12 protein-coding genes and 1 pseudogene are annotated in these 14,382 nt (G+C 71.8%); 11 read left to right on the top strand and 2 right to left on the bottom strand.

Going from position 1 to position 14,382, the window contains the following annotated elements; genetic code table 11:
• Positions 1 to 65: 65 nt before the first annotated feature.
• Positions 66 to 893: a Fic family protein gene (locus PS467_RS20095; protein WP_311036450.1), complete on the top strand. Its 828-nt coding sequence runs from the start codon at positions 66 to 68 to the stop codon at positions 891 to 893.
• A gap of 298 nt (positions 894 to 1,191) precedes the next feature.
• Here the strand turns inward: PS467_RS20095 and PS467_RS20090 are convergent, their stop codons facing one another.
• Positions 1,192 to 2,028 (bottom strand): HAD family hydrolase, encoded by an 837-nt coding sequence (locus PS467_RS20090; RefSeq protein ID WP_311036449.1) that lies wholly within the window; start codon positions 2,026 to 2,028, stop codon positions 1,192 to 1,194.
• 453 nt (positions 2,029 to 2,481) lie between these two features.
• Between PS467_RS20090 and ssd the strand changes: the two genes are divergently transcribed.
• The 7 genes and pseudogenes from ssd to PS467_RS20055 all read left to right on the top strand — a co-directional run.
• Entirely contained in the window at positions 2,482 to 3,591 is a 1,110-nt protein-coding gene (ssd, locus tag PS467_RS20085; protein ID WP_311036448.1) for a septum site-determining protein Ssd, read from the top strand.
• Complete coding sequence (locus PS467_RS20080; protein WP_311036447.1) at positions 3,588 to 4,754, top strand: TadA family conjugal transfer-associated ATPase; 1,167 nt, start codon at positions 3,588 to 3,590, stop codon at positions 4,752 to 4,754. The genes ssd and PS467_RS20080 overlap by 4 nt, the downstream gene beginning before the upstream one ends.
• Positions 4,751 to 5,677, top strand: a complete 927-nt coding sequence (locus PS467_RS20075) for a type II secretion system F family protein (protein ID WP_311036446.1) — start codon at positions 4,751 to 4,753, stop codon at positions 5,675 to 5,677. The genes PS467_RS20080 and PS467_RS20075 overlap by 4 nt, the downstream gene beginning before the upstream one ends.
• Positions 5,667 to 6,485, top strand: a complete 819-nt coding sequence (locus PS467_RS20070) for a type II secretion system F family protein (protein WP_311036445.1) — start codon at positions 5,667 to 5,669, stop codon at positions 6,483 to 6,485. Before PS467_RS20075 ends, PS467_RS20070 begins: the two co-directional genes overlap by 11 nt.
• A gap of 223 nt (positions 6,486 to 6,708) precedes the next feature.
• Positions 6,709 to 6,906 (top strand): DUF4244 domain-containing protein, encoded by a 198-nt coding sequence (locus tag PS467_RS20065; protein ID WP_030838042.1) that lies wholly within the window; start codon positions 6,709 to 6,711, stop codon positions 6,904 to 6,906.
• Entirely contained in the window at positions 6,893 to 7,351 is a 459-nt protein-coding gene (locus tag PS467_RS20060; RefSeq protein ID WP_311036444.1) for a TadE family type IV pilus minor pilin, read from the top strand. The genes PS467_RS20065 and PS467_RS20060 overlap by 14 nt, the downstream gene beginning before the upstream one ends.
• Positions 7,348 to 7,662 (top strand): annotated as a pseudogene (locus tag PS467_RS20055) (Rv3654c family TadE-like protein); the annotation flags it as partial. The gene PS467_RS20060 and the pseudogene PS467_RS20055, both read left to right, overlap by 4 nt.
• 123 nt (positions 7,663 to 7,785) lie before the next feature.
• Here the strand turns inward: PS467_RS20055 and PS467_RS20050 are convergent.
• Entirely contained in the window at positions 7,786 to 10,242 is a 2,457-nt protein-coding gene (locus PS467_RS20050) for a DEAD/DEAH box helicase (protein ID WP_311036443.1), read from the bottom strand.
• A 54-nt stretch (positions 10,243 to 10,296) separates the two neighbouring features.
• Between PS467_RS20050 and bldG the strand changes: the two genes are divergently transcribed.
• From bldG to PS467_RS20035, 3 genes are all read left to right on the top strand, one after another.
• Positions 10,297 to 10,638, top strand: coding sequence for an anti-sigma factor antagonist BldG (gene bldG, locus PS467_RS20045; protein WP_014061729.1), 342 nt, complete (start codon positions 10,297 to 10,299; stop codon positions 10,636 to 10,638).
• 93 nt (positions 10,639 to 10,731) lie between these two features.
• On the top strand, positions 10,732 to 11,160 hold the full coding sequence (locus PS467_RS20040; protein ID WP_311036442.1) for an ATP-binding protein: 429 nt from the start codon (positions 10,732 to 10,734) through the stop codon (positions 11,158 to 11,160).
• 774 nt (positions 11,161 to 11,934) lie between these two features.
• Entirely contained in the window at positions 11,935 to 14,382 is a 2,448-nt protein-coding gene (locus PS467_RS20035; RefSeq protein WP_311036441.1) for a sodium-translocating pyrophosphatase, read from the top strand.

The following is a 14,382-nucleotide window of genomic DNA, read 5'->3' as shown; positions in this document are numbered from 1 at the left end:
GGATTTACGTGAAGAACACCACTCCAACGAGGGGCGTCCGGAGCGGTGTGCGTAGTGTCGTACCCATGAGTACGTCAGCTGATCCGCTCGCCGCCCTGGCCGCCCTGCCCGGTGTGACCGAGTCCGTGGACGCCGTACGGACCGCGGTGGACCGGGTCTATGGACACCGGGTGATGCGCCGCCGCAGCAATGAGGTCACCTCCGAGGCGGCGTTGCGCGGGGCGCGTGGCTCCGCCGCGCTGGCCGGTGCGGACTGGGCGCTGGAAGAGGTGCGCCGTCGCACCGACTTCGGAGCCGAGGGCGAGCCGCGCACGGTGGGTGCGGCGTTGCGGCTGACCGCCGAGGCGGGGCAGCTGCTGAGCATCTGGCGTCAGTCGCCGCTGCGGGTGCTGGCCCGGCTGCATCTGGTCGCGGCGGGTGGGGCGGAGGAGAACGAGCGGATCGGGCGCCCCCGGCAGTCGGGTGAACCGGTGGACGAACCGCTGATCGGGTCGACTCTGCCGCTGCCGGACGCGGATGAGGTGGCGGGGCGGCTCGATGGACTGGCCCGGCTGCTGCTCGCGGGCAGCCAGGCACCGGCGCTGGTGACGGCGGCGGTGGTGCACGGTGAACTGCTCGCCCTGCGGCCCTTTGTCTCCCGTAACGGCCTGGTGGCGCGTGCGGCCGAGCGCATCGTGCTGGTCGACAGCGGTCTTGACCCGAAGTCGATCTGCCCGGCCGAGGTGGGGTACGCAGAGCTGGGCGTCGCGCCGTACATGGCGGCGCTGGAGGGTTATGCGTCCGGGACGCCGGAGGGGATGGCGGCGTGGATCGGGCACTGCGGACGGGCGGTTGAGCTCGGGGTGCGTGAGTCCACGGCGGTCTGCGAGGCCCTGCAGCGTGGGGCGGCCTGACGCCGGACAGAGTTGCGGCGGTACCACGTGGGTACCGCCGCTGGCACATCCGCCGGGTTACCATGCGTGCATTCTCATTCGCCCATCAGGTCGGGAACTCCGCCCGTCACCTGGTGCGGCTGGCCCGTAATCGACGGGTCGACGTCGCGTGGGTGCTCAGCATCCGTGCTTCGGTCCGTGGGGCCTTGGCGTCTGGGGGTTTCCTCCCGGATACCCCTGGTCTCGCGGGCCGTCGATTCCTTTGTACTCCTGCGACGGGCCAAGCGGAACCCCTCGCCGCAGATCTTTGGTATTGCCCCTAAATGCGGGCATAAGGGGTGCGGCGCCGAGTGGTGTACCACACCAGACCGGCGGTGGCGGCGGCCGCGCCGACGGCCGCCGCCATGGCGAGCACTGGGCGCGGCGGCATGGAGAGCGAGGGTCTGCGCTGCTTGAGCCGGACCGGGCGGTTGAAGGAGAGCACCGGCCAGCCGCGCGCCGCCGCCTCACGCCGCAGCGCACGGTCCGGGTTGACCGCGTGAGGGTGGCCGACCGCCTCCAGCATGGGAAGGTCGGTCACCGAATCGCTGTAGGCGTAACAGCGCGACAAGTCGTAGCCCTCCGACTCGGCCAGTTCGGCGATCGCCTCCGCCTTGGTCGGGCCATAGGCGTAGTACTCCACCTCTCCGGTGAACACTCCGTCCTCGACGACCATACGGGTGGCCACCACGCGGTCCGCGCCCAGAAGCTCGCCGACCGGCTCGACCACCTCCGCCCCCGAGGTGCTGACGATCACCACATCGCGGCCTGCGGTGTGATGTTCCTCGATGAGCGAGGCGGCCTCGTCGTAGATGATGGGGTCGATGAGGTCGTGCAGGGTCTCCGCGACGATCTCCTTGACCTGCTGAACATTCCATCCTCGGCAAAGCGCGGAGAGGTACTCGCGCATCCGCTCCATCTGCTCGTGATCGGCGCCGCCGGCCAGGAAGACAAACTGCGCATAGGCAGTACGCAGTACGGCTCGACGGTTGATCAGCCCACCCTGGTAGAAGGACTTGCTGAAGGTGAGAGTGCTCGACTTCGCAATGACCGTCTTGTCCAGGTCAAAGAAGGCGGCTGTCCGAGGCAAGGAGTGGTTTTCCACGACGCCGAGCATAGGACCCACCATTCGGCGTAAGCTCAGGCGCGTGGGTTTGCCTGAGAAGGCTCTCGGGTACACCATGGAAGTCACGGATCGTTCGCGACCGTGCTAACCCGGCCCGACTCCTCCCCCCCCGAGTCGGCCGTGGGGACGACCCCCGCTCTCCCCCCCGGCGGGGGTCGTCGCATGTCCGGACGCTTTTTCGGCGTTCTCATGAGATCTTGCTCCCCTCCCTCGGGCCCGTGCGGCCCTGTCTCTCCATAGCTTGAGCGGTAACCGTACGTAATCGCTAGGCTGCTCTCCGGAAGTCACCGGTTTAGGTGACTGGGATATTCACAACTGATGAGTTGTCCACAGTTTTGGACCAAGATCCCCAAGATTTTCTGGATCGCAGCATGGTGATTCTCCGCGATGCTCGCACTCGCCGTTCGCGGGAGTGAGAGCGCGTAACGGATATGGGAGGGGACCGTGACTGCATCCATCACACCGGAACGCCCTTCGGCGGCCGAAGGACAGCGGGGCAGACCGCTCATCGTCACCGAGGACGAGGAACTTCTCGACGATCTGCTGCGGCTGTGCGCGGCGGCCGGAGCGGAACCGGAAGTGGCACATGGCGCACTCACCCGCCGGGGCAGCTGGGAGGCCGCACCGCTGATTCTGGTCGGCGACGACGCGGCCGCCCATCTGTGCGACCGAGCCCGCAGACAAGGGGTGCTGCTCATCGGACGCGATCTGGACGACCACGGCATCTGGCAGCGGGCGGTGGCGCTCGGTGCGGACAATGTGGCGTTCCTGCCCGATGCCGAGATGTGGCTGGTGGACCGGATCGCCGATGTCGCCGAGGGCGTGGGCCGGCAGGCCCTGACCATCGGGGTCATCGGCGGCCGCGGTGGCGCGGGCGCCTCCACTCTCGCCTGCGCCCTGGCGGTCACCGCGGCCCGATCGGGCCGCCGCACCATGCTGATCGACGGCGACCCGCTGGGCGGCGGGCTCGATGTGCTGCTCGGTGGCGAGGGCGCGCAAGGGCTGAGATGGCCCGCCTTCGCCGAGTCGCGGGGGCGGGTCGCCGGCAGCGCCCTGGAGGAATCGCTGCCCGAGCTGCACTCGCTGCGGGTGCTCAGCTGGGACCGCGGCGATTCGGTCGTCATCCCGCCGTCCGCGATGCGGGCGGTGCTGGCCGCGGCCAGACGGCGCGGCGGGGTCGTGGTGGTGGATCTGCCGCGCCGCGTCGACGACGCGGCGGCCGAGGCCCTGGCCCAGATCGACCTCGGGCTGCTGGTCGTCCCGGCGGAGCTGCGAGCGGTCGCGGCCGCCCACCGGGTGGCGTCCACGGTGGGCATGGTGCTGCGGGATCTGCGCGCGGTGGTGCGAGGCCCGTGTGGACCGGAGCTCGGCGACGAGGAGATCGCGGGGCTGCTCGGGCTGCCGCTGGCCGGGCAGCTGCCACCGGAGCCCGGACTGCCGGAGGCGTTCGAGGGCGGGGAGCCCCCGGGCGGCAGCCCCCGCGGACCGCTCGGCCGGTTCTGTGCCGAGTTCTGGGTGCGTGCTCTCGCCGACGAGGGGGGTGTCACCGCATGAGCGCCGTATCGCCGGAGCTGCTGGACGCGGTGCGGCTGCGGCTGGCCGGGAGCGGTGCCGAGCCCACGCCCGCACGGGTGGCGGCGGCCCTGCGCGAGGAGGGGCGGCTGCTCGGCGACACCGAGGTGCTCGGGGTTGTCGAGGCGCTGCGCTCGGAGCTGGTCGGCACCGGGCCGCTGGAGCCGCTGCTGGCCGCGCCCGATGTCACGGACGTCCTGGTCACCGCCCCCGATGAGGTGTGGGTGGACCGCGGTTCGGGGCTGGAGCGCACGGCCGTCACCTTCGCCGACGCGGCCGCCCTGCGCAGGCTCGCGCAGCGGCTCGCCGCGGTGGCCGGGCGGAGGCTGGATGACGCCCGGCCGTGGGTGGACGCCCGCCTGCCGGATGGGACACGGCTGCATGCGGTGCTCCCTCCGGTCGCGGTCGGCTCGACCTGTCTGTCGCTGCGGGTGGTGCGCCCCCGGGCGTTCTCCCTCGCGGAGCTGGAAGCGGCCGGGACCGTGCCGCCGGGCGGCGCGCAGCTGCTGCGGGCCATGCTGGACGCCCGGCTTTCCTACCTGGTCAGCGGCGGTACGGGATCGGGTAAGACGACGTTGCTCAGCACTCTCCTGGGGCTGGTCGGTCCGGAGGAGCGGATCGTCCTCGCCGAGGACTCGGCCGAGCTGCGGCCCGACCATCCCCATGTGGTCCGGCTGGAGACGCGCCCCGCCAACCAGGAGGGCACAGGCCAGGTCACCCTGCGGGATCTGGTGCGGCAGGCGCTGCGGATGCGCCCCGACCGGCTGGTGGTCGGGGAGGTGAGAGGCGCCGAGGTCACGGACCTCCTGGGGGCCTTGAACACTGGCCATGAGGGCGGCTGCGGCACGGTCCACGCCAATACGGCGGCGGATGTACCCGCGCGCTTGGAGGCGCTCGGTTCGACCGCGGGGCTGGACCGGGCCGCGCTGCACAGCCAGTTGGCGGCGGCGCTGTCAGTCGTGGTCCATCTGGTGCGGGACCGTGGCGGGCGGCGCAGGATCGCCGAGCTGCATGTGCTGGACCGGGACCGGGCGGGCTATGTCACGACCGTTCCCGCGGCCGTATGGGGCCCGGAGCGCTTCGAGCGGGCGGCGGGCTGGCAGCGGCTCCAGCGGCTGTGCACGCGGGGCGGAGGCGCGGCATGACGGGCACGGGATCGGACCCGGGGGCGCTGACGCTGGGTGCCGCGGTGCTGTGCGTGGGAGCGGCCGTATGGCTCCTCGCCGGGCGGGACCGGCAGCTGCGCCGGGCCAGGCTGCTGCTCGCGGGCGGCGGACCCGTCGAGCCCGCCGGCCCCGACCCGGTGCGGAGGCTCTCCGAGACGGCCGCGTGGCTGCGCGAGCGCTGGCGGGTCGGGTACGGCGGCCGGATGGGGCGTGAGCTGCTGTGTCTGCCGGCCGGATGCGTGATCGCGCTGCTGGGCGGTTCGGTTCTGCCGCTGCTCGGCGCGGTGCTGGCCACTCCGGCCGTCGGCCGGTGGCTGCGGGCCCGGCGGCGAGAGCGGGACCGTGTGCGGCGCGCCGCCGGGGTGATCGAGCTCTGTGCCACCGTGGCGGGCGAGCTGCGGGCCGGGCGGCATCCCGGCGAGGCGCTGCTGGCCGTGGACCCGGGGCACTTGCGGGACCGCTGGGGGCTGGTGACGGCCGCCGCGCGGTTCGGCGGGGACGTACCGGACGCGCTGCGGAGAGCGGCCCGGCTGCCGGGTGCCGAGGGGTTGACCGGGGTCGCTGCCTGCTGGCAGGTGGCGGTCGACGAGGGGGCGGGGCTGGCGGCGGGCCTCGACCGGGTGGCGGCGGCCCTGCGCGCGGAGCGGGACCAACGGGAGAGCCTGGACGCCAAGCTCGCGGGGGCCAGGGCCACCGCCGTCGCGCTGGCCGTGCTGCCCGTCGTCGGGCTGGTGCTGGGCGGTCTATTGGGGGCCGATCCGCTGCACGAGCTGCTGCACACCCCTGCCGGGCTGAGCTGTCTGCTGGTGGGCGGCCTGCTGGAGTGGGCGGGTCTGGTCTGGACCGGTCGGATGGTGCGGGCGGCGCGCGAGCCGGGGCGGCCGGTGGCCGATGAGCGGTGAGGTTGTCCACAGCCTGGGGATCGCGCTGGCCTTCCTGACGGCGGCCCTGTGCACGGCGTCGGCGATGGTCGAGGCCCGTCGGGCGCGTACCGCCCGACGGCGGCTGGCGGCGCTGCTTCCGGGTGCGGAGCACGGTCGGCCGAGGCGGGCCCGGCCGTGGAGGCGGTGGCGGGCGGACGCCGGTGCGGGCGCCCTGCCGGCCTGGGCCGCGGCGGGTGGCGCTCTGCCGGTCGCGGTCGTCCTCGTCGGAGGGCCGCCGGGGTGGGTGCTGGGCTTCGCCGCGGCCTGGGGCCTGTGGCGGTGGCAGCGGCACCGTCGGGCAACGGCCGGGCGGTCCGGCCGGGACCGGCGCCTCGAGCATCTCGCCGCGCGCCAGATCCCGCTGGCAGCGGATCTGCTGACCGCTTGCCTGGCGGCCGGAGCCGGTCCGCGGAAGGCGGCGGAGGCGGTGGGCGGCTCGCTCGGCGGCCCGGTCGGCGAGCGGCTTGCCCAGACCGCTGCGGAGCTGCGGTTGGGAGGCGAACCGGCCCACGCTTGGGGGCGCATCGGCGCTCTGCCCGGAGCGCATGGGTTGGCGCGAGCCCTGGAGCGCGCCGGGACAACGGGCGCTCCGGCAGTGGAGCAGGTGTCCCGGCTGGCGGCCGAATGCCGGGCCGAGCAGGGGCGGGAGGCGATGAGACGGGCCGACAGGACCGGCGTGTTGGTCAACGCCCCGCTCGGGGGCTGCTTCCTCCCCGCGTTCCTGCTGGTCGGCCTGGCCCCGGTGTTGATCGGGCTGGCCCGCGGCCTGGCGGGCGACGGCCCCTGAGCACCGGTGAGACAACGCGATGACAGCGACACGAAACGTCACCGGCAACGACAGCCGGTGGCGGCACGAACGACAGCGGCACGGCAACAGCACGACGAAACGACACCGGCACGGCGACAGCACCACAGAACGACAGCACCACAGAACGACAGCACCACAGAACGACAGCACCGTGGTCAGTGACGCCGCGGGCAGGACAGCGAACAGGCCAAGGGGGGCCGTCATGGTGAAGCAGTGGTGGGTACGGCGGTACGCGGCGGCGCGTGCGAGGGCCGAGGCGGGCATGGCCACCGCCGAGTACGCGATGGGAACGATCGCGGCGTGTGGTTTCGCCGCGGTGCTCTACAAGGTGGTGACCAGCGGGACGGTCAGCGGTGCGCTGCAGTCGGTCATCGGACGGGCGCTCGATGCGCAGTTCTGAGGTGCCGGTGACGGCGGCGCGGGCGCACCCGCGAGCCAGGGGCGGTGCGCGGGGCCTCCCGAGGGCTCGGGGCGCGGGACGGGACGGCGGTTTCGTCACGGCGGAGGCGGCTGTCGCGCTACCGGTGCTGGCGCTGTTCGCCCTGATGTTGATCTGGGGGCTGATGGCCGCGTCCGCGCAGCTTCAGTGCGTGGACGCGGCTCGGGCCGGGGCGAGGGCGGCGGCGCGTTCGGAGCCGAGGGCGGACGCGATGGCGGCCGCCCGCTCGGCCGCGCCTCAGGGAGCGCGGGTCGAACTGTGGCGCGAGGGAGACCTGGTGCGGGTGCGGGTCCGGACCCATGCGGCGGGTCCCGGTCCGCTGGCGGTGAGTCTGCGCGGCGAGGCGGCCGCGCTCGCCGAGGACGCGGTGGGGGCGGGCGGCGCGGCACGGGATGCGGCCCCGTGAGAAGGGCGGGCGACCGGGGGTCGGCGACCGTATGGACCGCACTGGCCGCGACGGCCCTGTGCGCGGTTTTCGCGGCCGTGCTGGCGGCCGGGCAGGCCATGGTGGCCCGCCATCGGGCGGGCGGAGCCGCCGATCTGGCGGCGCTCGCGGCGGCGGACCACGGCCTGGAGGGGGCTCGTACGGCTTGCGGTCTCGCCCGGCGGGTGGCCTCCGCCCAGGGGGCGCGCGTGGTGCGGTGCACTCTGAGCGGTGAGATCGCGGATCTCACGGCGGAGGTGCGCACCGGCCCGTTCGCCCTCCGGGTCCGGGCGCGGGCGGGCCCCGTGGGCACTCCCGTCACCGCACGGCCGTCGGGGCCGGACGGCGGGGAGCGGTCGGAGGACCCGCCCGGGGCGCGGCGGCTGGTGGCGTCGGGGCCGGACGGCGGGGAGCGGTCACTCGGCGGCCGGCGGCTGCTCCGAGGCCCCGGCGAGAAGGGTCGTCAGCAGGCGGACGGCGGCCTTCTTGTCCAGCGGGTCGTTGCCGTTGCCGCATTTGGGCGACTGGATGCAGGACGGACAGCCCGCCTCGCACTCGCAGGCGGCGATCGCCTCGCGGGTGGCCGCCAGCCAGCGGGCGGCCGTGTGGAAGGCGCGCTCGGCGAAGCCCGCGCCGCCCGGATGCCCGTCGTACACGAAGACCGTCGGCAGCAGCGTGTCGGGGTGCAGCGGGACGGACACCCCGCCGATGTCCCAGCGGTCACAGGTGGCGAACAGCGGCAGGATGCCGATCGAGGCGTGCTCGGCGGCGTGCAGGGCGCCACCGAGGGCCTGGGGGTGCACCCGGGCCTCCTCCAGCTGGTCATCGGTCACCGTCCACCACACGGCCCTGGTGCGCAGGGTGCGCGGCGGAAGGTCGAGTTTGGACTCGCCGAGGACCTCACCGGTGATCAGCTTGCGGCGCAGGAAGGAGACGACCTGGTTGGTGACCTCGACCGAACCGAAGCACAGTCGCGCATCCCCCCAGGGGATCTCGGTGGCGGTCTCCAGGATGGAGATCGCCGTGGTGTCGCGGGCCGTGGTCGAGTAGGGCGGACTGGCCTCCTCCACCAGGGCGACCGAGTCGTCGAGGTCGAGCTGTTTGACGAGATAGCTCCGGCCCTGGTGGAGATGGACGGCGCCCTCGTGCACGGTGGTGTGGGCCGCCGCGGCGTCCACGGTGCCCAGCAGCCGCCCGGTCGCCGCCTCCACGACCTGGACCGGGCTGCCGCCCGCCCCGCGGATGTCGGTGAGGTCGGCGGCGCGCTCACGGCGGGTCCAGTGCCAGGCGGTCGCCCGGCGCCGCAGCAGCTTACGCTGCTCCAGCTGCGGCATCAGCTCCTCGGTGGCGGGGCCGAAGAGTTCCAGGTCCGGTTCGGTGAGCGGAAGCTCGGCCGCGGCCGCGCACAGATGCGGCGCGAGGACATAGGGGTTGTCCGGGTCCAGGACGGTGGACTCCACCGGCTGCCGGAAGAGGGCGTCCGGGTGGTGGACGAGATAGGTGTCCAGCGGGTCGTCCCGGGCCACCAGGATCGCGAGGGCCCCTTCGCCGGTGCGCCCGGCTCGCCCCGCCTGCTGCCACAGGGAGGCGCGGGTGCCGGGGTAACCCGCCACCACCACGGCGTCCAGCCCGGCGATGTCCATCCCCAGCTCCAGGGCGGTGGTCGCGGCGAGCCCCAGCAGCTCACCGGAGTGCAGGGCCCGCTCCAGGGCGCGGCGCTCCTCGGGCAGGTAACCGCCGCGATAGGCGGCGATCCGGCCCGGCAGCGAGCGGTCCACCTCCGCGAGCCGCTCCTGGGCGATGAGCGCGATGAGCTCCGCGCCCCGCCGGGAGCGTACGAAGGTGACCGTACGGATCCCCTGGACGGCCAGGTCGGTGAGCAGGTCCGCGGATTCGGCCGTGGCCGTGCGGCGCACGGGGGCGCCCTGCTCGCCGTGGAGCTCGGTCAGGGGCGGTTCCCAGAGGGCGAACACGACCTCGCCGCGGGGCGAGCTGTCCTCGGTGATCTCCACGACGGGCACGCCGGTCAGTCGGCTCGCGGCGACCGCCGGATCGGAGGCGGTGGCCGAGGCGAGCAGGAACACCGGCGAGGAGCCGTAACGGGCGCAGACGCGGCGCAGTCTGCGCAGCACCTGGGCCACATGGGAGCCGAAGACACCCCGGTAGGTGTGGCATTCGTCGATCACGACATAGCGCAGCGCGCGCAGGAAGGAGGACCACCTGGGGTGGCCGGGCAGGATGCCCCGGTGCAGCATGTCGGGGTTGGTGAGCACATAGTTCGCGTACTGGCGGACCCACTCGCGCTCCTCGACGGGCGTGTCGCCGTCGTAGACCGCCGCCCGGACACCGGTGCCCAGCGGGGCGGCGAGGCCGGCCACCGCGCGGCGCTGGTCGGCGGCCAGCGCCTTGGTGGGGGAGAGGTACAGGGCGGTCGTTCCCCGTCCGCTGGGCGCCTCCGAGCCGTCCAGCAGGGTGCTGAGGACGGGGGCCAGATAGGCGAGGGACTTGCCGGAGGCGGTTCCGGTGGCCACGACCACGGATTCCCCGCGCAGCGCGTGTTCGGCCGTGCGCGCCTGGTGGGTCCAAGGGCGCTCGATACCGGACGCGCGAATGGCGTCGATCACCTCCGGACGGATCGCCGAGGGCCAGTGGGCATGGGTTCCGGGACGCGGGGGCAAGTGCTCCGTATGAGTGATGCGTGTGCCCCGGCCCGCCCCGGTGCTCAGCCGCCCGAGGACGGCCCGGGGTGAGGGGTGTATGCCCGTCTGCCGCGGGATTTGGTTGTGGGCCATCGACACCGAGTGTGTCACTGGTCTGACGGACAATGGGCTCAAGGCGTCGTGCACGCCTGCTGGTAAGTGATTGAATGCCATCGCGGCTGCCGATCCATGGGGGGCGACCGCTCGATGCAAGGTGCTGGAGGATCCGTGGACCTGTCCCTGTCGACCCGGACCGTCGACGACCGCACGGTCGTCGAGGTCGGTGGCGAGATTGATGTATACACCGCGCCCAAGCTGCGTGAGCAGCTGGTCGAGCTTGTCAACGACGGCAACTACCACCTGGTCGTCGACATGGAGGGCGTCGACTTTCTCGACTCCACCGGACTCGGCGTGCTCGTCGGCGGGCTCAAGCGAGTGCGGGCCCACGAGGGCTCGCTGCGCCTGGTCTGCAACCAGGAGCGCATTCTGAAGATCTTCCGCATCACCGGCCTGACCAAGGTGTTCCCGATTCACACCTCGGTCGAGGACGCTGTCGCGGCGACCGACTGACAAGATCGCCGAAGGAAGACACAGATAGGGGGTTCCGGGCGGTGCACGCCCGGCCCTCCCCATACGCACGCCCATACGCCCGAGGGGGATGGCATGGCCACCGTCGAACTCCGCTTCAGCGCGCTGCCCGAGCACGTCAGGACCGCCCGTCTTGTCGCGGCGGCCGTGGCGCGCCGGGCGGGGGTGGATGAGGCCGTGCTCGACGAGGTGCGGCTCGCGGTCGGCGAGGCATGCACGCGTGCGGTCGGGCTCCACCTGAGCAATGGGGTGGAGGCACCGGTGCGGGTGATGCTGACCGAGGAGGAGAAGAAGTTCTCCATCGAGGTGGGTGACGAATCCCCGACCTCGGCGGCCCTGGCGCCCGGCTCCCACCCGGAGGTGGAGGACGAGGCCGAGGGCGAGGACGAGATGGGACTCGCCGTCATCAGCGGGCTCGTCGACGATGTCGAGGTGACGACCAGCGCGACCGGTGGGTTGATCCGGATGAGCTGGCCGACCGCTTCCCAGCCCCTGGTGTCCTAGGCCGATCTGCTAGGCCGATCTGCCGGGTCCGGCTGTCGTGGCCGAGCCCGTGTCCTGGCCCATTGGGCAGATGCCTGTCCTGGCCCTTCACGCCGGGTCCCGGTTTCCTGGCCCATTGGGCAGATCTCTGTACTGGCCCTTCCGGCCGGGTTCCGGTGTCCTGGCCGGTTCCGGGTGTGCTGACCTGACCTCGTTGGGGCAGGGCCCTGTCCTGTCCTGGTTTCTTCTCCTGGTTTCTTCAGCGTCTCTTCCGGCCAGATCTCGTGTCCTGGCCGGGGCCCTGATGTGCTTGCCCTCTCCGATCGGGGCCTTTCGGGGCCTTGCCCCGCCGGAGGGCCTTGGGCCCCGCTCCGGGCCGTGCCTTACTGATCCGCTGTACCACCGGATCGGCCGTTTCATGATCGCCGGTCCGGGGCGTCGGCGTGCCCGTGCTCCGCTCGGCCCTATGGCCACAGCGGGCCTCTCGGCGCGCGCATTTTCGATCTCGCGCGTATCCTTTGAGCAGCGCTTTCTTAGAGCGGCGTGAGATCATTTATGTAGATCATTTTACATCCGTCAGTTAATTGTCGACCTTCCTTCTTCCGAAGGAATTCATACCGCCAAACCTATTGATCTTCGCTGGTGCGGGCGAATTCCCATTCCGGTGCCCTGTTTTGATCGTGTGACGCTCCCTACAATCCGTCCACATCTCGAGCTCAGGACGCCTGAGCGTGGCGGCTCTTCTGCGGTCGCAGAACTGCTGCGCGCCCATGTGCCAAACGTCAAGGAGGACGAATGGCGGGGCCTCTCACCCCTCATCAGCTGGACCTCACCCCAACCCTGGCCGCCGCAGAGCTGACCGACGACAACCGTGTGATCGTGCTGGTGATCGCCGCCGTCGCGATCGCGGCACTGGCGGTCGCGGTGGTGCTGGTACGACAAGTCCTCGCGGCCGGCGAGGGCACGGACAGTATGAAGAAGATCGCCGAGGCCGTTCAGGAAGGCGCCAATGCCTATCTGGCCCGGCAGCTGCGTACCCTCGGCGGATTCGCCGTGGTGGTGTTCTTCCTGCTCATGCTGTTGCCCGCGGACGACTGGCCGCAGCGCATCGGGCGTTCGGCGTTCTTTCTGATCGGTGCGGGATTCTCGGCGGCCACCGGCTATATCGGGATGTGGCTCGCCGTGCGCAGCAATGTGCGGGTCGCCGCCGCCGCCCGGGAGGCCACCCCCGAAACCCCCACCACACCCGTCAATGGCGATTCGGCATCTTCCACGCCCGGTAAGCCGGGCGCGCCGGGTGCGGATCTCACGGCCGTCTCGCACAAGGCGATGAAGATCGCTTTTCGTACCGGTGGTGTGGTGGGCATGTTCACGGTGGGCCTCGGCCTGCTGGGTGCCTCCTGTGTGGTGCTGGTCTACGCCGCCGACGCGCCCAAGGTGCTGGAGGGCTTCGGGCTCGGCGCCGCGCTGATCGCGATGTTCATGAGGGTCGGCGGTGGCATCTTCACCAAGGCCGCGGACGTCGGCGCCGACCTCGTCGGCAAGGTCGAGAAGGGCATCCCCGAGGACGATCCGCGCAATGCCGCCACCATCGCGGACAACGTCGGCGACAACGTCGGCGACTGCGCGGGCATGGCCGCGGACCTCTTCGAGTCGTACGCCGTCACCCTGGTGGCCGCGCTGATCCTCGGCAAGGCGGCCTTCGGCGACTCGGGGCTCGCCTTTCCGCTGCTCGTCCCGGCCATCGGCGTGGTCACCGCCATGATCGGGATCTTCGCCGTGGCCCCGCGCCGTTCCGACCGCAGCGGAATGACCGCCATCAACCGCGGCTTCTTCATCTCCGCCCTGATCTCGATGGCGCTGGTGGCGGTCGCGGTCTTCGTCTATCTGCCGTCCAGCTACGCCGATCTCGACGGCGTCACCAACCGCGAGATCCTCGGCCACAGCGGTGACCCGCGTGTGCTCGCGCTCGTGGCCGTGGCTGTCGGCATCGTGCTGGCCGCGCTGATCCAGCAGCTCACGGGCTACTTCACCGAGACCACCCGGCGCCCGGTGCGGGACATCGGCAAGACCTCGCTGACCGGCCCGGCCACGGTGGTGCTTTCCGGTATCTCGATCGGTCTGGAGTCCGCCGTCTACTCGGCGGCGCTGATCGGGCTCAGCGTCTACGGCGCCTTCCTGCTCGGCGGTAGTTCGATCATGTTGGCGCTGTTCGCCGTCGCGCTCGCCGGCACTGGTCTGCTCACCACGGTCGGCGTGATCGTCGCCATGGACACCTTCGGTCCGGTCTCCGACAACGCCCAGGGCATCGCCGAGATGTCCGGCGATGTCGAGGGCGCGGGCGCGCAGGTGCTCACCGACCTCGACGCGGTCGGCAACACCACCAAGGCGATCACCAAGGGCATCGCCATCGCGACGGCGGTGCTCGCCGCGGCAGCGCTCTTCGGCTCGTACCGCGACGCCATCGCCGAGGCCGTGGACAAGGTGCACACCTCCGTGGCCGGGGAGATGAACCTGAGCCTGGACATCTCGCAGCCCAACAACCTGGTGGGACTCGTCCTCGGCGCCGCTGTCGTCTTCCTCTTCTCCGGGTTGGCGATCAACGCGGTGTCGCGGTCGGCCGGCGCGGTGGTCTTCGAGGTGCGGCGGCAGTTCCGCGAGAAGCCCGGGATCATGAACTACAGCGAGAAGCCCGAGTACGGCCGGGTCGTCGACATCTGCACCAAGGACGCGCTGCGCGAGCTGGCCACGCCGGGGCTGCTCGCCGTGATGGCGCCGATCGCCGTCGGCTTCACCTTCGGGGTCGGCGCGCTCGGCGCGTTCCTGGCGGGTGCGATCGGCACCGGCACCCTGATGGCTGTCTTCCTCGCCAACTCCGGCGGCGCCTGGGACAACGCCAAGAAGCTGGTCGAGGACGGTCACCACGGCGGCAAGGGGAGCGAGGCGCATGCCGCGACGGTGATCGGCGATACGGTCGGCGATCCGTTCAAGGACACCGCCGGCCCCGCGATCAATCCGCTGCTGAAGGTGATGAACCTGGTGGCGCTGCTGATCGCCCCCGCGGTGGTGAAGTTCTCCTACGGGGACCACGCGAGCCCGGGGCTGCGCGCGGTCATCGCGGCGATCGCAGCCGTGATCATCGTGGCCTCGGTCTACCTCTCCAAGCGGCGTGGCATCGCCGTAGGTGACGAAGACAACTCCGAGCGCGTGGCGAAGTCAGCCGACGCGGCGGTGGTGTCCTAG

Origin of the sequence: Streptomyces luomodiensis (assembly GCF_031679605.1) — a bacterium.
Lineage (GTDB): Bacteria > Actinomycetota > Actinomycetes > Streptomycetales > Streptomycetaceae > Streptomyces > Streptomyces luomodiensis.
The sequence above is the reverse complement of the archived record's forward strand: the minus strand, read 5'-3'. Positions and strand labels throughout refer to the sequence as shown.

Bases quoted from the DNA above. Each gene is read 5' to 3' on its own strand.
- PS467_RS20065 (WP_030838042.1), top strand. From the start codon at position 6,709: ATGGTGAAGCAGTGGTGGGTACGGCGGTACGCGGCGGCGCGTGCGAGG.
- PS467_RS20035 (WP_311036441.1), top strand. From the start codon at position 11,935: ATGGCGGGGCCTCTCACCCCTCATCAGCTGGACCTCACCCCAACCCTG.
- PS467_RS20050 (WP_311036443.1), bottom strand. From the start codon at position 10,242: ATGGCATTCAATCACTTACCAGCAGGCGTGCACGACGCCTTGAGCCCA.
- PS467_RS20095 (WP_311036450.1), top strand. From the start codon at position 66: ATGAGTACGTCAGCTGATCCGCTCGCCGCCCTGGCCGCCCTGCCCGGT.
- PS467_RS20060 (WP_311036444.1), top strand. From the start codon at position 6,893: ATGCGCAGTTCTGAGGTGCCGGTGACGGCGGCGCGGGCGCACCCGCGA.
- PS467_RS20070 (WP_311036445.1), top strand. From the start codon at position 5,667: ATGAGCGGTGAGGTTGTCCACAGCCTGGGGATCGCGCTGGCCTTCCTG.
- PS467_RS20090 (WP_311036449.1), bottom strand. From the start codon at position 2,028: ATGCTCGGCGTCGTGGAAAACCACTCCTTGCCTCGGACAGCCGCCTTC.
- PS467_RS20080 (WP_311036447.1), top strand. From the start codon at position 3,588: ATGAGCGCCGTATCGCCGGAGCTGCTGGACGCGGTGCGGCTGCGGCTG.
- PS467_RS20040 (WP_311036442.1), top strand. From the start codon at position 10,732: ATGGCCACCGTCGAACTCCGCTTCAGCGCGCTGCCCGAGCACGTCAGG.
- PS467_RS20075 (WP_311036446.1), top strand. From the start codon at position 4,751: ATGACGGGCACGGGATCGGACCCGGGGGCGCTGACGCTGGGTGCCGCG.